This is a genomic window from Streptomyces sp. AB3(2024), from assembly GCF_041862025.1.
GTDB lineage: Bacteria > Actinomycetota > Actinomycetes > Streptomycetales > Streptomycetaceae > Streptomyces.
The window spans coordinates 41,324-58,164 of the sequence record NZ_JBGWAB010000011.1; the positions used below are offsets into that span (position 1 = coordinate 41,324).

General features: G+C 70.1%; 15 protein-coding genes. 6 read left to right on the forward strand and 9 right to left on the reverse strand.

From position 1 onward, the window contains the following. Window positions 1-14: 14 nt before the first annotated feature. The 9 genes from rplW to rpsL all read right to left on the reverse strand — a co-directional run bounded on the left by rplW (window position 15) and on the right by rpsL (window position 8,166). Complete coding sequence (rplW, locus tag ACEPPI_RS07415; protein ID WP_030154694.1) at window positions 15-338, reverse strand: 50S ribosomal protein L23; 324 nt, start codon at window positions 336-338, stop codon at window positions 15-17. Beyond that, window positions 338-988 (reverse strand): 50S ribosomal protein L4, encoded by a 651-nt coding sequence (rplD, locus tag ACEPPI_RS07420; protein ID WP_373914420.1) that lies wholly within the window; start codon window positions 986-988, stop codon window positions 338-340. Before rplD ends, rplW begins: the two co-directional genes overlap by 1 nt. A 4-nt stretch (window positions 989-992) precedes the next feature. Then, window positions 993-1,637 (reverse strand): 50S ribosomal protein L3, encoded by a 645-nt coding sequence (gene rplC / locus ACEPPI_RS07425; protein WP_007265899.1) that lies wholly within the window; start codon window positions 1,635-1,637, stop codon window positions 993-995. A 14-nt stretch (window positions 1,638-1,651) separates the two neighbouring features. Beyond that, a complete protein-coding gene (rpsJ, locus tag ACEPPI_RS07430) occupies window positions 1,652-1,960 on the reverse strand; it encodes a 30S ribosomal protein S10 (protein ID WP_003948644.1) in 309 nt (102 codons plus the stop codon). A 478-nt stretch (window positions 1,961-2,438) separates the two neighbouring features. Beyond that, window positions 2,439-3,629, reverse strand: coding sequence for a hypothetical protein (locus ACEPPI_RS07435; protein WP_373914421.1), 1,191 nt, complete (start codon window positions 3,627-3,629; stop codon window positions 2,439-2,441). A 177-nt stretch (window positions 3,630-3,806) separates the two neighbouring features. Next, the gene (tuf, locus tag ACEPPI_RS07440; protein WP_373914422.1) at window positions 3,807-5,000 is read right to left on the reverse strand and encodes an elongation factor Tu; all 1,194 of its coding nucleotides are present in this window, start codon (window positions 4,998-5,000) and stop codon (window positions 3,807-3,809) included. Between the two features lie 149 nt (window positions 5,001-5,149). After that, on the reverse strand, window positions 5,150-7,282 hold the full coding sequence (gene fusA / locus ACEPPI_RS07445; RefSeq protein WP_373914423.1) for an elongation factor G: 2,133 nt from the start codon (window positions 7,280-7,282) through the stop codon (window positions 5,150-5,152). Between the two features lie 39 nt (window positions 7,283-7,321). After that, the gene (gene rpsG / locus ACEPPI_RS07450) at window positions 7,322-7,792 is read right to left on the reverse strand and encodes a 30S ribosomal protein S7 (protein ID WP_007265894.1); all 471 of its coding nucleotides are present in this window, start codon (window positions 7,790-7,792) and stop codon (window positions 7,322-7,324) included. A gap of 2 nt (window positions 7,793-7,794) precedes the next feature. After that, window positions 7,795-8,166 carry a 30S ribosomal protein S12 gene (rpsL, locus tag ACEPPI_RS07455; protein ID WP_007265893.1) on the reverse strand — a complete coding sequence of 124 codons (372 nt, stop codon included), beginning with the start codon at window positions 8,164-8,166 and terminating at the stop codon, window positions 7,795-7,797. Window positions 8,167-8,566: 400 nt separating this feature from the next. On the opposite strand from rpsL, the gene ACEPPI_RS07460 reads away from it, so the two are divergent. The 6 genes from ACEPPI_RS07460 to ACEPPI_RS07485 all read left to right on the forward strand — a co-directional run bounded on the left by ACEPPI_RS07460 (window position 8,567) and on the right by ACEPPI_RS07485 (window position 16,826). Continuing rightward, complete coding sequence (locus tag ACEPPI_RS07460) at window positions 8,567-11,056, forward strand: YfhO family protein (RefSeq protein WP_373914424.1); 2,490 nt, start codon at window positions 8,567-8,569, stop codon at window positions 11,054-11,056. Between the two features lie 71 nt (window positions 11,057-11,127). Further along, window positions 11,128-11,841 carry a Crp/Fnr family transcriptional regulator gene (locus ACEPPI_RS07465; protein ID WP_373914425.1) on the forward strand — a complete coding sequence of 238 codons (714 nt, stop codon included), beginning with the start codon at window positions 11,128-11,130 and terminating at the stop codon, window positions 11,839-11,841. 123 nt (window positions 11,842-11,964) lie between these two features. After that, entirely contained in the window at window positions 11,965-12,723 is a 759-nt protein-coding gene (locus ACEPPI_RS07470; RefSeq protein ID WP_373914426.1) for a hypothetical protein, read from the forward strand. Then, window positions 12,720-14,855, forward strand: a complete 2,136-nt coding sequence (locus ACEPPI_RS07475) for a hypothetical protein (RefSeq protein ID WP_373914427.1) — start codon at window positions 12,720-12,722, stop codon at window positions 14,853-14,855. The genes ACEPPI_RS07470 and ACEPPI_RS07475 overlap by 4 nt, the downstream gene beginning before the upstream one ends. 16 nt (window positions 14,856-14,871) lie before the next feature. Beyond that, window positions 14,872-15,813, forward strand: coding sequence for a hypothetical protein (locus tag ACEPPI_RS07480; RefSeq protein ID WP_373914428.1), 942 nt, complete (start codon window positions 14,872-14,874; stop codon window positions 15,811-15,813). Beyond that, a complete protein-coding gene (locus tag ACEPPI_RS07485; protein ID WP_373914429.1) occupies window positions 15,810-16,826 on the forward strand; it encodes a M48 family metalloprotease in 1,017 nt (338 codons plus the stop codon). The genes ACEPPI_RS07480 and ACEPPI_RS07485 overlap by 4 nt, the downstream gene beginning before the upstream one ends. Window positions 16,827-16,841: the final 15 nt, after the last annotated feature.

Below are 16,841 nucleotides of genomic sequence, written 5' to 3' on the forward strand. Positions count from 1 at the left end.
CGACTAGACCTCCGTTAGGAGGCCTGGCCGCCGAAGATGTCGATTCGGTCGCCCTCAGCGAGGGTCACGATGGCGCGCTTGGTGTCAGCGCGCTTGCCGAAACCGGTCTTGGTGCGCTTGCGCTTACCCTGACGGTTGATCGTGTTGACCCCGGTGACCTTGACCCCGAAGACCGCCTCGACGGCCTGCTTGATCTGGGTCTTGTTGGAGCCGGGCGCGACGATGAACGTGTACTTGTTCTCGTCCAGCAGCGCGTAGCTCTTCTCCGAGACAACCGGCTTGATCAGCAGGTCGCGCGGGTCGGTGAAGGTCTTGCTGGTAACGGTCGCCTCAGACATCAGGCGTCGCTCCCTTCGGTCTCATCGGCCTTGGGGCCAGACACGAAGGACTCGAAAGCGGTCTGAGTGAAGACCACGTCGTCAGAGACGATCACGTCGTACGTGTTCAGCTGGCCCGGCTCCAGGATGTGAACCTGGGGCAGGTTGCGGGCGGACAGCCACGCGGCCTCTTCGCTGCGGTCGACGACCAGGAGCAGGTTCTTGCGCTCCGAGATCTTGCCGAACAGCGTCTTGGCGGCCTTCGTGGAGGCGGCACCCTCGACCACGCCGGTGACGACGTGGATGCGGGAGTGACGCGCACGGTCCGAGAGGGCACCGCGGAGGGCGGCGGCCTTCATCTTCTTCGGGGTCCGCTGCGAGTAGTCACGCGGCTGCGGGCCGTGGACGACGCCACCGCCGGCGAACTGCGGAGCGCGGGTCGAACCCTGACGGGCGCGGCCGGTGCCCTTCTGGCGGTACGGCTTGCGGCCACCACCACGGACTTCGCCACGGGTCTTGGTCTTGTGCGTGCCCTGACGGGCAGCAGCCAGCTGAGCGACAACGACCTGGTGGATCAGCGGAACGCTGGTCTTGGCGTCGAAGATCTCCGCGGGGAGCTCGACGGTACCGGCCTTGTCGCCTGCCGGCGAAAGGATGTCAATGGTGCTCATTACCTCAAGCCCCCTTGGCCGCGGTACGGACCAGGACGAGGCCGCCGTTCGGACCGGGGACCGCGCCCTTGATGAGCAGCAGACCCTTCTCCGCGTCAACCGCGTGGATGGTCAGGTTCTGGGTGGTGACGCGCTCGTTACCCATGCGACCGGCCATGCGCATGCCCTTGAAGACACGCCCAGGGGTGGCGCAGCCACCGATCGAACCGGGGGAGCGGTGCTTGCGCTGCACACCGTGACCGGCGCCGAGGCCCCGGAAGTTGTGCCGCTTCATGACACCGGCGAAGCCCTTGCCCTTGCTGTTGCCCGTGACGTCAACCTTGACGCCGGACTCGAACACCTCAGCAGTGATCTCCTGGCCGAGCGTGTACTCGCTGGCGTCGGAGGTGCGGAGCTCCACCAGGTGGCGGCGGGGGGTGACGTCGGCCTTGGCGAAGTGGCCCTTGAGGGGCTTGTTCACCTTGCGCGGGTCGATCTCGCCGAAGGCGATCTGGACCGACTCGTAGCCGTCGATGTCGTTCGTACGGACCTGGGTAACGACGCAGGGTCCGGCCTTGACCACGGTGACCGGGACGACACGGTTGTTCTCGTCCCAGACCTGGGTCATGCCGAGCTTCTCGCCCAGGACGCCCTTGATCTGCTTTGCCATCTTCTCGACGCCTCTCAGAGCTTGATCTCGATGTCAACGCCGGCCGGAAGGTCCAGGCGCATCAGCGAGTCAACGGTCTTGGGCGTCGGGTCGAGGATGTCGATCAGGCGCTTGTGCGTGCGCATCTCGAAGTGCTCGCGCGAGTCCTTGTACTTGTGCGGCGACTTGATGACGCAGTACACGTTCTTCTCAGTGGGCAGCGGCACCGGGCCCGCGACCGACGCACCAGTGCGGGTCACCGTCTCGACGATCTTCTTCGCCGAGGAATCGATGACCTCGTGGTCGTAGGCCTTGAGCCGGATGCGGATCTTCTGTCCCGCCATGGCTACTCCGTAGTCCTGTCTGTATGTGGAAACGCTCTGGCTCTCGGTCGGCTGCGGGACGGATCCCGCGGCTTCTCTCCGACCCACGCGGTCGGGCGTGTCGCACTCCCTCTACAGAAAATTCCCATACGGAAATTCCCTCGTCCAAGGGGATGCGGTCCCGGACCGCGCATCGGGGGAGAAACACCCACCGAGTGCCTGGTAAGCACCCTGCTGACACTTCCCAGAAGATTCCCGTACGTCCGTCCTCATTGCTGCCCCGAAAGGCAGATTAAGGACGACGAGTACTGTGGGACTCGCTTCCGGTCCTCCCGGCGGGAGGCGCACAGCATCGGCACTCAACCGAGCAACTTGAGTAGTCTGCCATACGAGACACCTACCTGGCCAATCGGGCCGAAGAGAATACCCCGCCGCGCGATCACGTCAAACCGCACCGCGCGCCTCACCCGACGGGGGTTCTCCCAGGCCGCACCGCTGATCACGAGCGGGAGACGGTCCCGCAGCCCTCCTGCCCGCGCGCCTCGATGGTCTTGCTGCGGTCGTACGGGTCGACCGGCGATCCGGAGGGTGCCGGTCCGCCGTCCGCGGGGTCCGAGAAGAAGGACGGGTGCAGGTACCCGTCGTACCGGTCGCAGGCGCTGTTCGCGAGGTCCGGCCGGAAGGACACGAGCCGCAGGGCGCCGGGCGTCCCCTTCCACCTGGCGGGGTCGGCGACCGAGAAGGTGATCTCCCGCCGCACGATGGTGCGCGCGACGTCCTCCGGGTTCCCCTTGACCTTCACGAAGGGGTGGACGAAGGAGTAGTCCGCCTTCACCTCGGCCTGTCCGGCCTTCTCCCCCGGCTCCACCCACATCCGGCCCCGCACCTTGACCACGTCGCCCACGGGCTTGAGCTCGGCCGGGTCGTAGCGGGTGAACAGGTCCAGGGGGTCGTGCCCGCGGGCCGGCTGCCGGAAGGACTCGTCCAGTTCCTTGCGCAACTCCTCGTCCTGCGGGTCCAGCAGCTTCAGGGCCGCCTCCGGCCGCTCCCCGCGCAGCGTCGCCGGGTCCAGGTTGGCGGCGACCAGGAACTGCTTCGCCTTCGCCAGTGCGTCGGCGACCTGGTCCTCGGTCATCCCGCCGACCGCGGTGGCCGGCGGGACCTCGATGCCGGTGGCGCCGTCCGCCCACTGGAGGGCCGGCGAGCCCCGGAAGGGGTCCCTCAGGGTCGGCCGGTCGGGGTACACGGCCTCCGGGGCCGCGGTCGGACGCGCGGACTCGGCCGGCAGCGGCGAGGCCGTGGCGGCCCGCTCACGGGCCTCGGTCTTGCCGGTCAGCCTGTCGATCAGCAGCTCCGGGCGTACGACGACGAGCGCGAGCCCCGCTATGAAGACGATCGCGGCGGTCGCCCTGAGCCTGCGCCCGGTCTTCCCCCGGCCTTCCATCTCCTGCCAGGCCGGCCCGGTCCGCCACCCCGGCGGATCGTTGCGCACCGGCCGCCGGCGGCCGAACCGCCCGCGCCCCTGCCCGGCCGCCCGCTCCGCCTCCTCGCGGCGCAGCCGCTCGGTGACCATCCGCGCCCGCGCCGACGGCTCCCTCGGGGCGTCCGCGGACTCCCGCGCGACCTGCTCACCGAACCGGGCCCACTCCTCGTCGGAGATCTCCGGTCTGCCGTCGCCCTGCTGCCCCATGCTTCCCCACCCTGTGCGATTCCGTTCGAACTGCCGGTGAGCCTCTCACGGGGCCTTTATGCGTTCTTTACCGGGGTACGGAGAAGGGCCCCTTCCCCGCCGCCGGAGCGGTGGGGAAGGGGCCCTTCTGCCGAACATGGTGCCCGCTCGCGCGAGCTACCAGGTCAGAGCACGAAATTACTTCGTGATCTTGGTGACCTGGCCGGCGCCCACGGTACGACCACCCTCACGGATGGCGAACTTCAGGCCCTCCTCCATGGCGACCGGCTGAATCAGCGAGACCGTCATGTCGGTGTTGTCGCCCGGCATGACCATCTCGGTGCCCTCGGGGAGGGTCACGACGCCGGTCACGTCCGTGGTACGGAAGTAGAACTGCGGGCGGTAGTTGTTGAAGAACGGGGTGTGACGGCCACCCTCGTCCTTCGACAGGATGTACGCGGCGGCCTCGAACTCGGTGTGCGGCGTAACCGAACCGGGCTTGATGATGACCTGGCCGCGCTCGACGTCCTCGCGCTTGATGCCACGGAGGAGCAGACCGACGTTCTCGCCGGCCTGGCCCTCGTCGAGCAGCTTGCGGAACATCTCGATGCCGGTGACCGTGGTGGTGGTCTTCTCGGTCTTGATGCCGATGATGTCGACGGTCTCGTTGACCTTGAGGACACCACGCTCGATGCGGCCGGTGACGACGGTGCCACGACCGGTGATCGTGAAGACGTCCTCGACGGGCATCAGGAACGGCTTCTCGGTGTCACGCGGCGGGGTCGGGATGGCCTCGTCCACGGCGTCCATCAGGCCGAGGAGCTTGTCACCCCACTCCTTGTCGCCCTCGAGCGCCTTCAGCGCGGAGACCTGGACGACCGGCAGGTCGTCGCCCGGGAAGTCGTACTCGGAGAGCAGCTCACGGACCTCGAGCTCGACGAGCTCCAGGATCTCCTCGTCGTCCACCATGTCGGCCTTGTTCAGGGCGACGACGATGTACGGAACGCCGACCTGGCGGGCCAGGAGCACGTGCTCCTTGGTCTGCGGCATCGGGCCGTCGGTGGCGGCGACCACGAGGATGGCACCGTCCATCTGCGCGGCACCGGTGATCATGTTCTTGATGTAGTCAGCGTGACCCGGGCAGTCGACGTGGGCGTAGTGACGCGCCTCGGTCTGGTACTCGACGTGCGCGATGGAGATGGTGATACCGCGCTGGCGCTCCTCGGGAGCCTTGTCGATCTGGTCGAACGCCGAGGCCGCGTTCAGGTCCGGGTACTTGTCGTGCAGCACCTTGGTAATGGCGGCCGTGAGGGTCGTCTTACCGTGGTCAATGTGACCGATGGTGCCGATGTTGACGTGCGGCTTAGTCCGCTCGAACTTCGCCTTCGCCACGGGGTCCTCCTGAGAGTGGTTCTGTACGCCTTGAATCATCGGCGCCAGGTGATCTTTGCTGGATAGCCGGTTCCCCCGGGGCAACGGGAGGGTTGCTCCTGTTGCCCCAGAGGCTCCGGTGGCAAGCCTAAAACGTGTACTCGGAAGAGTTACTCGCCCTTGGCCTTCGCGATGATCTCCTCAGCGACGTTCCGGGGAACCTCGGCGTAGGAGTCGAACTGCATCGAGTAGCTGGCGCGACCCGAGGTCTTGCTGCGGAGGTCTCCGACGTAGCCGAACATCTCCGAGAGGGGCACGAGGCCCTTGACGACGCGAGCGCCGTGGCGCTCCTCCATGGCCTGGATCTGGCCACGGCGGGAGTTGATGTCGCCGATGACGTCACCCATGTAGTCCTCGGGCGTGGTGACCTCGACGGCCATCATCGGCTCCATGAGCACGGGGGACGCCTTGCGCGCGGCCTCCTTGAAGGCCTGCGAACCGGCGATCTTGAACGCGAGCTCGGAGGAGTCGACCTCGTGGTAGCCACCGTCGAGAAGCGTGACGCGGACGCCCGTCATCTCGTAGCCGGCCAGGATGCCGAACTGCATGGCCTCCTGCGCACCGGCGTCGACCGAAGGGATGTACTCCTTCGGCACGCGGCCACCGGTGACCTTGTTCACGAACTCGTACGCCGGACCGTCAGCCTCGGTGATGGGCTCGATCGCGATCTGCACCTTGGCGAACTGACCGGTACCACCGGTCTGCTTCTTGTGGGTGTAGTCGTGACGCTCGACGGTGCCGCGGATGGTCTCGCGGTACGCGACCTGCGGCTTGCCGACGTTGGCTTCGACCTTGAACTCGCGCTTCATACGGTCGACCAGCACCTCAAGGTGCAGCTCGCCCATACCGCCGAGGATGGTCTGGCCGGTCTCCTCGTCCGAGTGAACGTGGAAGGAGGGGTCCTCCTCCGCGAGACGCTGGATGGCTACACCCAGCTTCTCCTGGTCACCCTTGGACTTGGGCTCGATGGCGACCTGGATGACCGGGGCCGGGAAGTCCATGGACTCCAGGATCACCTGGTTCTTGTCGTCACACAGCGTCTCACCGGTGGTGGTCTGCTTCAGGCCCATGACGGCGACGATGTCACCGGCGCCCACCGCGGCGATCTCTTCACGCTTGTTGGCGTGCATGCGGTAGATCTTGCCGATGCGCTCCTTCTTGCCCTTGACGGAGTTCAGCACCGCAGTGCCGGCCTCCAGGCGGCCCGAGTAAACCCGGACGAAGGTGAGCTTGCCGAGGTGCGGGTCGCTCATGATCTTGAACGCCAGCGCCGCGAGGGGCTCCTCGTCGGAAGGCTTGCGCTTCACGACGACCTCGGGGTCCCGGACGTCGTGGCCTTCGATGGCCTCGATGTCCAGGGGCGAGGGCAGGTAGCGGACGACGGCGTCGAGCAGGGGCTGAACGCCCTTGTTCTTGAACGCCGTGCCACAGAACACCGCGGTGATCGTGGGCTCGCCCTTGCCCTTGCCGGAGCCGAGGATGATGCGACGGACGGCGGCGTGCAGCTGCTCCACGGACGGCTCGTCGCCGTTCAGGAAGAGCTCCATGATCTCGTCGTCGTTCTCGGCGACGGTCTCGACCAGCTTGCCGCGCCACTCATCAGCGGCCTCGGTGTGCGTGGCCGGGATGTCGACGATGTCGTACATCTCGCCCTTGGTCGCCTCGGCGGACCAGACGAACGCCTTCATCGTGACGAGGTCGACGACACCCTGGAAGTCGGCCTCGGCACCGATGGGGAGCTGCATGACGATCGGAACCGCACCGAGGCGGTCCTTGATCATCTCGACGCAGCGGTGGAACTCGGCGCCGGTGCGGTCGAGCTTGTTGACGAAGCAGATGCGCGGGACGCCGTAGCGGTCCGCCTGACGCCAAACGGTCTCGGACTGCGGCTCAACGCCGGCCACACCGTCGAACACGGTGACGGCGCCGTCGAGGACGCGGAGCGAACGCTCCACCTCGACGGTGAAGTCGACGTGACCCGGGGTGTCGATGATGTTGATGGTGTGGTCAACATCTTCGAGCGGCCAGTGGCAGGTGGTAGCGGCAGACGTGATGGTGATACCACGCTCCTGCTCCTGCTCCATCCAGTCCATCGTGGCAGCGCCGTCGTGGACCTCACCGATCTTGTACGACACACCGGTGTAGAACAGGATGCGCTCGGTGGTGGTCGTCTTGCCCGCGTCGATGTGGGCCATGATGCCGATGTTGCGCACCTTGGCCAGGTCAAGCGAAGTGGTAGCCATATCGGCTCAGTCTTCTCTCGGTCTCGATGTGGGTTGGGACTACCAGCGGTAGTGCGCGAAGGCCTTGTTGGACTCGGCCATCTTGTGCGTGTCCTCACGCTTCTTGACGGCAGCGCCAAGACCGTTCGAGGCGTCGAGCAGCTCGTTCATCAGGCGCTCGGTCATGGTCTTCTCACGGCGGGCGCGGGAGTAACCCACGAGCCAGCGGAGGGCCAGGGTCGACTGACGACCCGGCTTGACCTCGACGGGAACCTGGTAGGTCGCGCCACCGACACGGCGGGACTTGACCTCGAGGGACGGCTTGACGTTCTCCAGCGCGCGCTTCAGCGTGATGACCGGGTCGTTGCCGGTCTTCTCGCGGAGGCCTTCCATGGCGCCGTAAACGATGCGCTCGGCGGTGGAGCGCTTGCCGTTCAGGAGGATCTTGTTGATGAGCGAGGTCACCAGAGGAGATGCGTAGACCGGGTCGATGATGACCGGGCGCTTCGGGGCGGGGCCCTTACGAGGCATTCTTACTTCTCCTTCTTGGCGCCGTAGCGGCTGCGGGCCTGCTTGCGGTTCTTGACAGCCTGGGTGTCAAGCGCACCGCGGATGATCTTGTAACGAACACCCGGCAGGTCCTTCACACGGCCACCACGCACGAGCACGATCGAGTGCTCCTGCAGGTTGTGTCCCTCACCCGGAATGTAAGCGGTGACCTCGATGCCGGAGGTCAGACGCACACGCGCGACCTTACGGAGCGCCGAGTTCGGCTTCTTCGGGGTGGTCGTGAACACACGCGTGCAGACGCCACGACGCTGGGGCGAAGCCTCAAGCGCGGGGGTCTTTGTCTTCTCGACCTTGTCCTGCCGGCCCTTACGGACCAGCTGCTGGATCGTAGGCACTACTTCTCCGGTTTCTGTGTGCCGTGTAGTGAAGCTAACCTGGAACTTTGCCGACCCACGCGGTCGGGTGTGTCGGATCCGGCGGACCTCCGTGCAAGCACGGAAACGCATGGATCGCGGTGGCCGATGCGGCTCGCGTGCGGTTGATGGACACGCACGGGAGCCCAGGCACACCCCAGGCACAAGGTCTGAGCGTACCCACCGCATCCACTCCGGTCAAAACATAAGCCGCACCGCTCCGGCCCGTACGACCGCACAGCTCAGGCGCCGCACGGGCGCCGGGCTCCCGAGGCGGGGTGGACGTGCGCTCTTCGCACCCGCGTGGTAGAGCGGGGCGAACTACACTGCCAGCGAATCCCAGCGAGTCAGACAAACACGTACGAGCGCCAGGAGCAGGACATTGGGGACGGTCACCTCGGAGCCGACGACGGCGGACACCCCGCCCCCGGACGGCGGCCGGACCCCCGGGCCACCACGCCTCGGCGGGCGCCTGACCCGCCTCTACGGGCCCCTGCTGGCCTTCCTCGTCACCTCGGGCGCCTTCTGCGCGGCCTGGGTGGCCCGCGGCAGCTTCCCCTTCGGCAACACCGGCCGGGCCATCAACGACCAGGCCAACCAGTACGTGCCCTTCCACCGCGCCCTGTGGGACCTGGTCCACGGCCAGGCCTCCGGCGACGTCCTGTTCAGCTGGAGCGGAGGCTTCGGACAGCAGTTCCTGTCCGACTACTACACCTACCTCGGCAACCCCTTCTCCTGGCTCGCCGTCCTCGTCCCGCGCGCACACGTGGACCTGGCCGTCTTCGCGATCACCCCGGTCACCATGGGCGCGGCCGCCGCGCTGATGACCGTCTACCTCGGCAAGCTCCAGCCCGGCCCCTGGTGGCAGCGGGGCGTGCTCGGGGCCGTGTACGGGCTGTGCGGGTGGGCGCTGAGCGACGCCTCGTACATCCCGATGTGGCTGTGGGGCCTGGTCGCGCTCCCGCTCCTCGGCATCGCCGTCGAATGGTGCCTGGAGCAGCGGCGCTGGCCGGGCGTCGCCCTGTTCGTCGCCCTCGCGTGGTTCGGGAACTTCTACACCGCCATGATGGCCACGATGGCCGCCTGCGTCCTGCTGGCCGTCCGCCTGATCACCCTGGACCTGACCGGCGCGCAGCGCCTGCGCGCCCTGTGGCGGGCCGCCTCCGCGACGGTGGTGGGCATCCTGCTGACCCTGCCGCTGCTCCTGCCGTCGTTCCTGTCCAGCGGGGCGGCGCAGCCCACCAAGGCGGCCGCCTTCGACCCCGTCCGCATCGAGGTCTTCCTCGCCGGAATGCTCCCGGCCACCCACCTGTGGGGTGGCCGGCCGCGCCTGTACGTGGCCTCGCTGGGGCTGATCCTGGCGGGCAGCTTCCTCTTCAACACCGCGATCGCGAAGAAGACCCGCCTGGTGTGGGCCGCGGCGACGCTGCTGGTCGTCGCCTCCTTCCAGTTCCCGCCGACCCAGTACGTGTGGCACGGGCTGGCCGTCCCGAACGGCAATCCGTACCGCGAGGCCTTCGTCTTCAGCGGCATGGTGGTCATCGTGGCCTGGCTGGCGCTGGCCAACCGGCCGCGCCCGCTGCACCTGGCTCTGGCCGCCGCCCTCCTGGTCACGGCCACCTTCGTGCTGCGCCACACCGACGACTTCGGCGGCTGGACCTGGCCGGCCGTCCTGGGCGGCGGAGCCGTCTCCCTGCTCGCCCTGACCCTGCTCGCGCTCGGCGACAGGCGCCGCCACCTCGTCCCCGTCGCCGCGGTCCTCATGGTCGGCGTGGTCTTCGCCGAGTCCACGGTCGCCGCGGCCAACGCCGACGCCCGCCGGGCCCGCGAACACTGGGCGAAGCCGGTCGCCACCTCCAGCCGGTCGATCAGCGACCACTGGAAGGCCGTCCGAGGGGTGGACGGCTGGCCCGCCTACCGGACGGATTCCGGCGCGCCGCAGACCTCGTACAACGACGGCCTCGCCCTGCGGGCACAGGGCCCGCAGTACTACAGCAGCTACCTGCCGGAGGCCACGTACCAGGCCCTGGAACCCCTCGGCTACGGCTTCAAGAACGACGGCCGGACCTTCTTCGGCGCCGACAACCCGGTGCTCGACGCGATCTTCTCCATCGGGGCCCACGTCCGCCCCGGCACCTCCCCGGGCACCTGGACGGCCACCCGCTCCCCCGCCCCGCCGCTGGTCACGGTCCGCCCCGCGACCCCGTACACCTCCCCCCACCCCGCGGACAGCGTCTACGCCCGCCAGGAGACCGTCCTCGGCGCCACCGTCTACGAGGTCCCCGAGGTCACCCGCGGCGGCACCCCCACCGCGCAGACGTACGCCGCCCAGTGCACCCCCGGCTCCGAGGCCTACTGGTACTCCCCCGAGCTCTACGGCACCCTCCACGCCGGAGCCACCCGGCGGACCCTGGAGGACCGCATGAGCGGCGTCCTCCCCCTGGGCCCGGTCCCCGCGTCCGGCCGCCTGGAGGTCACCGTCGACACCCACACCCGGGGCGCCACCGCGGGCGCCCACCCCATCGGGTGCCTGGACCGCGCCGCCCTGGACAAGGCGGTCGGCCACCTCACCGCCACCGGCGCCACGAAGGTCACCGCGGGCGGCCACACCATCGAGGCCACCCTCCCGAAGGACTCCACCGGCACCGCCGTCCTCGCGATGACGGCCGTCCCCGGCTGGCAGTGCAGCGCCCCGGTCCGCCCCTTCCACGGCCTGCTCGCGGTCCCCCTCACCCCGGGCACCGACAAGGTCTCCTGCACCTTCACCCCCAAGGGCCTCACCCCGGGCCTGGCAGCCGCCGCCCTGGCCCTCCTCACCCTCCTGGCAGTCCCGCTCACCACCCGCCTCCGCCGCCGCCGCGGCACCCCGTAATCCGCCCGTTCTCCCTCCGCGCACCCCCCGTGGCCACTACATTGACCGTTTTGACGACCGGGGGGGCGCGCATGGCGGCGGCACATCTCACGGGCGACGGAGGGCTGGACGACCGGGTCCCCTTCCTCGCCCGGCTGGAGGACGAGGAGGGCGCCGCGTTACGCGCTCTCGGCCGCGAGATCCCCTTCGCGGCCCGGGCCACCCTGATCCACCAGAACGAACCCGCCGCCCATGTCCTGCTGATCCTCCACGGCTGGACCAAAGTCACCGCCTCCGCGGCCAACGGCTACGAGGCCCTGCTCGCCCTGCGCGGCCCGGGCGACATCATCGGCGAATCCGCCGCCCTGACCGGACGCCCCCGCTCCGCCACCGTGACCGCCCTCGAACCGGTGCGCGCCGTGGCCATCGAGCACGAGCGCTTCCGCACCTTCCTCGCCGGCGCCCCTGGCGCGGCCCTGCAGCTCCTGGCCCTCACCTCGGACCGCACCCGGGCGGCCGACCGCCGCCGGCTGGAGTTCGCGGCCATGAGCGTGCGCGAGCGGCTCGCCGTCCTCCTCCAGGACCTCGCCCGCACACACGGCCGGCGCACCGCGGAGGGCGTGGAGGTGGCCGTCCCCCTGACCAAGCAGGAGCTGGCCGGGGCCGTCGGGGCTTCGCGCGAGATGGTCCAGCGCCAGCTCAAGGAGCTGCGCGAGCGCGGGGTCGTGCTCACCGGCCGCCGCGCGCTGGTGATCGTACGTCCGGACGTACTGCGCCGCATCGCCGAGTCACCGGACGCGGACTGACCCGCCCCGCCCCTCCCGCTCAGTGCACACCGTCACACTCCGGGTGCGTCATCCGCCCTCTCGGCGGCGCGCCCGCCTGCCCCATTCTCTTGTCACCGCAGGGACCCACCACGAGAGGCGACCATGAGCAACCCGCTTCACCGCACCTTCCTCCTCGTCGACACGGAGCGCTTCAGCGACCGTGACGACGTCCAGCAGGCCTACTTGCGCCGGATGCTCTACGGCGTCGTGGACCGCACCCTGCTGGCCGCCGGGGTCGACCAGACCCTGCGGCTGCGCGCCGACCGAGGCGACGCGATCATGGAACTGATCGACTCCTCCGTACCCGTCAACACCCTGCTGCGCGCCCTGCTGACGGAGGCCCCCGCACAGTTGCGGTCGGTGAACCGACTCGCCGCGAGTTCGGCGCAGATCCGGCTGCGGGCCGTCCTGGCCACCGGGTACGTGATGATCGACGAGTACGACGGCTGGGTGGGGAGCGACCTCAACCAGGCCTGTCGTCTCCTCGACGGGAACACCCTGCGGGCCGCGCTGCGCGAGCGCCACGACGACTACGCGCTCTGCGTCTCGGAGGCGGTGTACAGCGGGATCGTGCGGCACGAACACCCCGGTGTCCCCTCCGCGGAGTTCCGCGAGATCACCGTGCCCAGCAAGAACGGGCCGCTGACCGCCTGGCTGCACGGCCCCCTCCCCCAGGGGGCGGCCGCGGCGCCCCCCGCCGCCGCGCCGTCGGCCGCCCCGTCACCCGCTTCCGCGTCCTCCCCCGCGTCCTCCCCCGCGCCCGAGAGCGTTCCGACGACGGAGGTCCACTTCGGGGGCACCAACAACGGGGTCCAGGCCGGAGTGGTCCACGGCGGCATCACCTTCGGTGAGCGCCGATGACCACGGGTCCGGAACAGCCGCCGCCCTCCGCCGACCAGCCGGAACGCGCCCCGGAGGAGGGCACCGAGGCCAAGGAGGCGGGCAGGGACAGCCCGGAGGAGGAGGCCCAGCAGCCCTGGGCCACCCGCCGCGACCTCCGTTCCCACGCACCCAGTTCGATGCGGTTCGACGGCACCAACAACGGGATCTCCGCCGGCCAGATCATCGGCGACGTCAAGACGGAAATCCACTACCGGTTCGGCGGCTTCGGCAGCGCCGGCCCCGTCTCCGGCGAAATCACCGCCGGAACCCTGGACCGCCTGGCCGGAGCGTTCGTCACCGAATCCACCCGCTTCGAGGACCTGCTCGACCGCCTCCGCAAGGAGCGGGTCCTCGTACTGACCGGCGCCCCGTTCACCGGCCGCCGGAGCGCCGCGCTGATGCTGCTGCGCCGCGTCGGCGCCGCACCCGTGCACGTCCTGGACAACACCACCGGGCCCGGAGAGCTGGCCGCCCTGTTCGATCCGCCCGGCAGGGCCGGCGGCTACGTGCTGTGCGACCTCGCCACGACCCGTGACGCACCCCTGCGCGAGGCCCAGTTCAACGCCCTGCGCGACCTCATGCGCGAGCAGGACGCCCACCTGGTCATCACGACCGGCCTGGGCGCCTACCTCGACGGTTCCATCCACGCGCAAGCCTGGAAGCCGCCGCCGCGGCGGGCCGTCCTGGCGGCCCACGTGACCCGCGACGCCGGAGAAGGAGCCGCGCGGTCCCTGCTCGCCCTGCCCTCGGTCGCCACGTTCCTCTCCCGTGAGCCCCAGCTCCGCGAGGTCGTCGGATACGCGACCGCGTTACTCCGCTACGCCACGGGGCAGGCCTCCGGCGAAGAGCTCGACGGCTACCCGCTGCGCGCGCTGAAGGACCAGGTGCAGGAGTGGTTCGCCGAGCCCGAGGAGATCGTCCACCTGCGGGACAAGGCCTTCCTGATCGCGCTGGCCGCCTTCGACGGGGGTCCGTACGCACTGACCGCGGAGCTCAGCGACCGCTTGTACGAGGCCTTCCAGCGCATCGGCGACCCCAAACGGCACGTGGTCATCCCTGTCTTCAGCACCCACATCGGCAAGCGCCTCGAACTCGCCCGGGCCCTGATGTACACCGCTGAGGAGGACACCGAATGGGGTCCCGTCACCCAGGTGAAGGCCCGCTTCACGGACGAGCGGGCCGCCATGGTCGTCCTGCCCGAAGTGTGGACCGGCCATCCCGCGGCCCGCCCCGCCCTCGTCGGGTGGCTCGACGACCTGGCCAACGACGGACGCCCCCTGGTCCGCACCCGGGCCGCCGCCACCGCCGCCGTGCTCGCCTCCACCGACCTGCCGTCCGCGATGGCCCTGATCATCGAGAAGTGGGCGCACTCCGACCAGGCCCGGCGGCGGACCGCCGCCGTCAGCGCGCTCACCCTCGCCCACCGGATCGGCACCCCCAACATCCCCCGCATCATCGACGGCTGGAGCGCGAACGCCGACGACCCGAGGCCCTGCTGGGTGGCGGTACGGGCCCACGGGCTGATCGGGGCCGAGCGCCCCGTCGAAGCCCTGGCCGCCCTGCGCCGCCAGGCCCGCCTGCAGGACGGCAAGCCGACCCCCGACGCGGCCGTGGCCAAAGAGCTCCCGGCGTCGGTGGGCCTGCTGCTCCTCTCCGACCGGGCCGAAACGGTCCTGACGGAGCTCCTGCGCACCCTGTCCGAGCACCGCTCCGCCCGCGGCCTGGCCGTGCGCGGCTTCCTCGCCGCCTGCGAGCAGCGCGACGAGGACGCCGGGCACGGACGCCCCCAGATCCTGGACTGGTACGCGCGGGCAGCGGACGCCGGCGCCCCCACCGCGCCCGGAATCACCCGCCTCATGCGCACCGCGCTCGATGACCGCGCCCACACCGGGCAGGCCGAGGAGGTACTGCGCGGCTGGATCCGGGACGCGGACCGGGACGAGGCCACCGAATGGGCCCTGGCCGCGCTGCTGCCCGCCCTGGCCGGCTCGCCCGGTGAGCACTCCCGGCTCGACCACCTCCTGCGCACGCCCGGCGGCGACGACGGCGGTCCGCACCCCGCGGTCGCCGCCCGGCTGCGCGACGCCCTCGACCAGCCCGTGTCCGTCTGAAGGGAAGGCCCGCACGATGTACGACTTCGACCAGCACGCCCATCGGAACACGGAGCTGACCGACGCGGTCGTCACCGTCCAGCAGCTCGGCCGGTTCGGCCTGTCCCGCAGGGCACGGACCCGGATCGACCACGCCCTCGTCTACGTGTCCGCCCAGGGCACCTACGAGCCCTTCATGCCTCCGGAGAGGCCGGGCACGACCAGGCGCTTCACCGCCGTGTACGAGGTGGACACCGGCGTCCACCCGCTTCGCGCAGAGTTCGCCCTGCCCAGCGACAACGACGCCCACGAATTCGAGGTGTCCGTCGAACTCACGTGGCAGGTCGTCGATCCCGCACGGTACGTCCGCAGCGGCTGCCGTGACGTCCCCCGTCTGCTGACCGGCGAGTTGGAGCGGGCCGCCCGCCCGGTCGCCCGGCGCTTCCCCATCGCGTGCAGCGCCGCCGCCGAGGACGCCCTGCTCCTCGAGGTCGGGCACGGCAAACCGCTCGGCGAGGGCGCGGGCCTGCGGACCGACTGGACCGTCCGGCTGCGCCGCGACCCGGCCAACACCGAGCACGAGCGGGAGCTCCAGCAAGCCCGGCACCGGATGGAACTCCAGGGATACGAGGCCCAGCGGATCGCCTTCTACCAGCACCACCTCGCCCAGGGCGGGGTGGAGGCCTGGGCCCTGCACCTGGCGCAGCACCCCCAGGACACCAGGCTGGCGCTGGACAGCATGCACAAGAACCAGCTCGACCTGCTGGCCTCGCGGCTCGAACAGGTCAAGGCACTGCTCGGAAAGGAGGGGGCCGAGGCCCACGAACTGCGCGCCACCCGGCAGCTCATGTTCGACCAGATCAACGAGGCCCTGGCGCCGGGCCCCCGCCGGCCGTCCTCCGAGAAGGCCCCCTCGGATCCGCCTCCCGGCTACGGCCGCCGGCCGTTCCCGCCCGCCGGCCCGAAGGCGGGTTCGTGACCACCCCGCCCACACCGGGGATCCCCCAGGAGTCCCGGGCTCCGGTCGACGACCTCGACTACCGCAACGCCCCCGGCACCCGGATCCACCTCCGTGCCCGCCAGCGGTCCGCGGACGCCACGGTCTGGGGGCGGCTCGCCCTCCACCTTCCCGGGTTCCTGACCAGCCTCCTCGTGGTGGCCGGGGCGGGCATGCTGCTGGAGGCCTGGCTGGGTCCGCCGGCCTGGCTGCCCGCGAGCCTGTGGCTCTGCTCCGGCGCCCTCGTCTTCCACCGGCCGAGCGAGCGGTTCCTCGCCCGTCACTTCTTCGGCCTCCAGCACCCGCTCCCGGCCGAGCTGGCCACGCTCGCCCCCGTCTGGCGCGAGGTCACCGCCCGTGCCGGGATCGACGGGGCCCGTTACGAGCTGTGGATCGAGGAGAGCGACGGCCTGAACGCACTCGCCGCGGCCGGCCACATCGTCGCCGTCACCCGGCGAGCGCTGGAGCAGCTGCCGACCGGCCAGCTGGCAGCCGTACTCGCCCACGAACTGGGCCACCACACCCGGGGCCACACCTGGTCGGGGCTGCTCACCTGGTGGTACGCGCTGCCGGGCCGGCTGGCCTGGCGGGGGCTGGCCGCGGGCACCGTCAGGCTGGTCCGCGTCACCAGCGGATTCTCCTACCCGGTGGCCGTGGTCCTGGTGCTCCTGCTCGGCTGGCTCGCCTTCGCCACACTGACCGCGACCTACGGACTGCCCCTCCTGCTGCTCGCGCTGCCGTACCTGACCGCCGCCGTGGGCCGACGGGCCGAACTGCGTGCCGACGCGCATGCTGCCGTGCTGGGCTTCGGCCCGATGTTGGCCCAGGTGCTGCACGGGGTACTGGCCGAGGAGGCGAAGGGAGGCGCGGACGGCACCGGCCGGCTGTCCCGCCTGCTCGCCTCCCACCCCGACCACCGCACCCGCCTCCACCACCTCCAGCGGCACCTCCGACAGACCCCGGGAACGCCGCAGGGCGGCCACCCTCTCGGGTGACCGCCCTGCGGTTAC

Bases quoted from the DNA above. Each gene is read 5' to 3' on its own strand.
- ACEPPI_RS07470 (WP_373914426.1), top strand. From the start codon at position 11,965: ATGAGCAACCCGCTTCACCGCACCTTCCTCCTCGTCGACACGGAGCGC.
- ACEPPI_RS07480 (WP_373914428.1), top strand. From the start codon at position 14,872: ATGTACGACTTCGACCAGCACGCCCATCGGAACACGGAGCTGACCGAC.
- ACEPPI_RS07435 (WP_373914421.1), bottom strand. From the start codon at position 3,629: ATGGGGCAGCAGGGCGACGGCAGACCGGAGATCTCCGACGAGGAGTGG.
- rplC (WP_007265899.1), bottom strand. From the start codon at position 1,637: ATGGCAAAGCAGATCAAGGGCGTCCTGGGCGAGAAGCTCGGCATGACC.
- ACEPPI_RS07475 (WP_373914427.1), top strand. From the start codon at position 12,720: ATGACCACGGGTCCGGAACAGCCGCCGCCCTCCGCCGACCAGCCGGAA.
- rplD (WP_373914420.1), bottom strand. From the start codon at position 988: ATGAGCACCATTGACATCCTTTCGCCGGCAGGCGACAAGGCCGGTACC.
- rpsG (WP_007265894.1), bottom strand. From the start codon at position 7,792: ATGCCTCGTAAGGGCCCCGCCCCGAAGCGCCCGGTCATCATCGACCCG.
- ACEPPI_RS07465 (WP_373914425.1), top strand. From the start codon at position 11,128: ATGGCGGCGGCACATCTCACGGGCGACGGAGGGCTGGACGACCGGGTC.
- rplW (WP_030154694.1), bottom strand. From the start codon at position 338: ATGTCTGAGGCGACCGTTACCAGCAAGACCTTCACCGACCCGCGCGAC.
- fusA (WP_373914423.1), bottom strand. From the start codon at position 7,282: ATGGCTACCACTTCGCTTGACCTGGCCAAGGTGCGCAACATCGGCATC.
- rpsJ (WP_003948644.1), bottom strand. From the start codon at position 1,960: ATGGCGGGACAGAAGATCCGCATCCGGCTCAAGGCCTACGACCACGAG.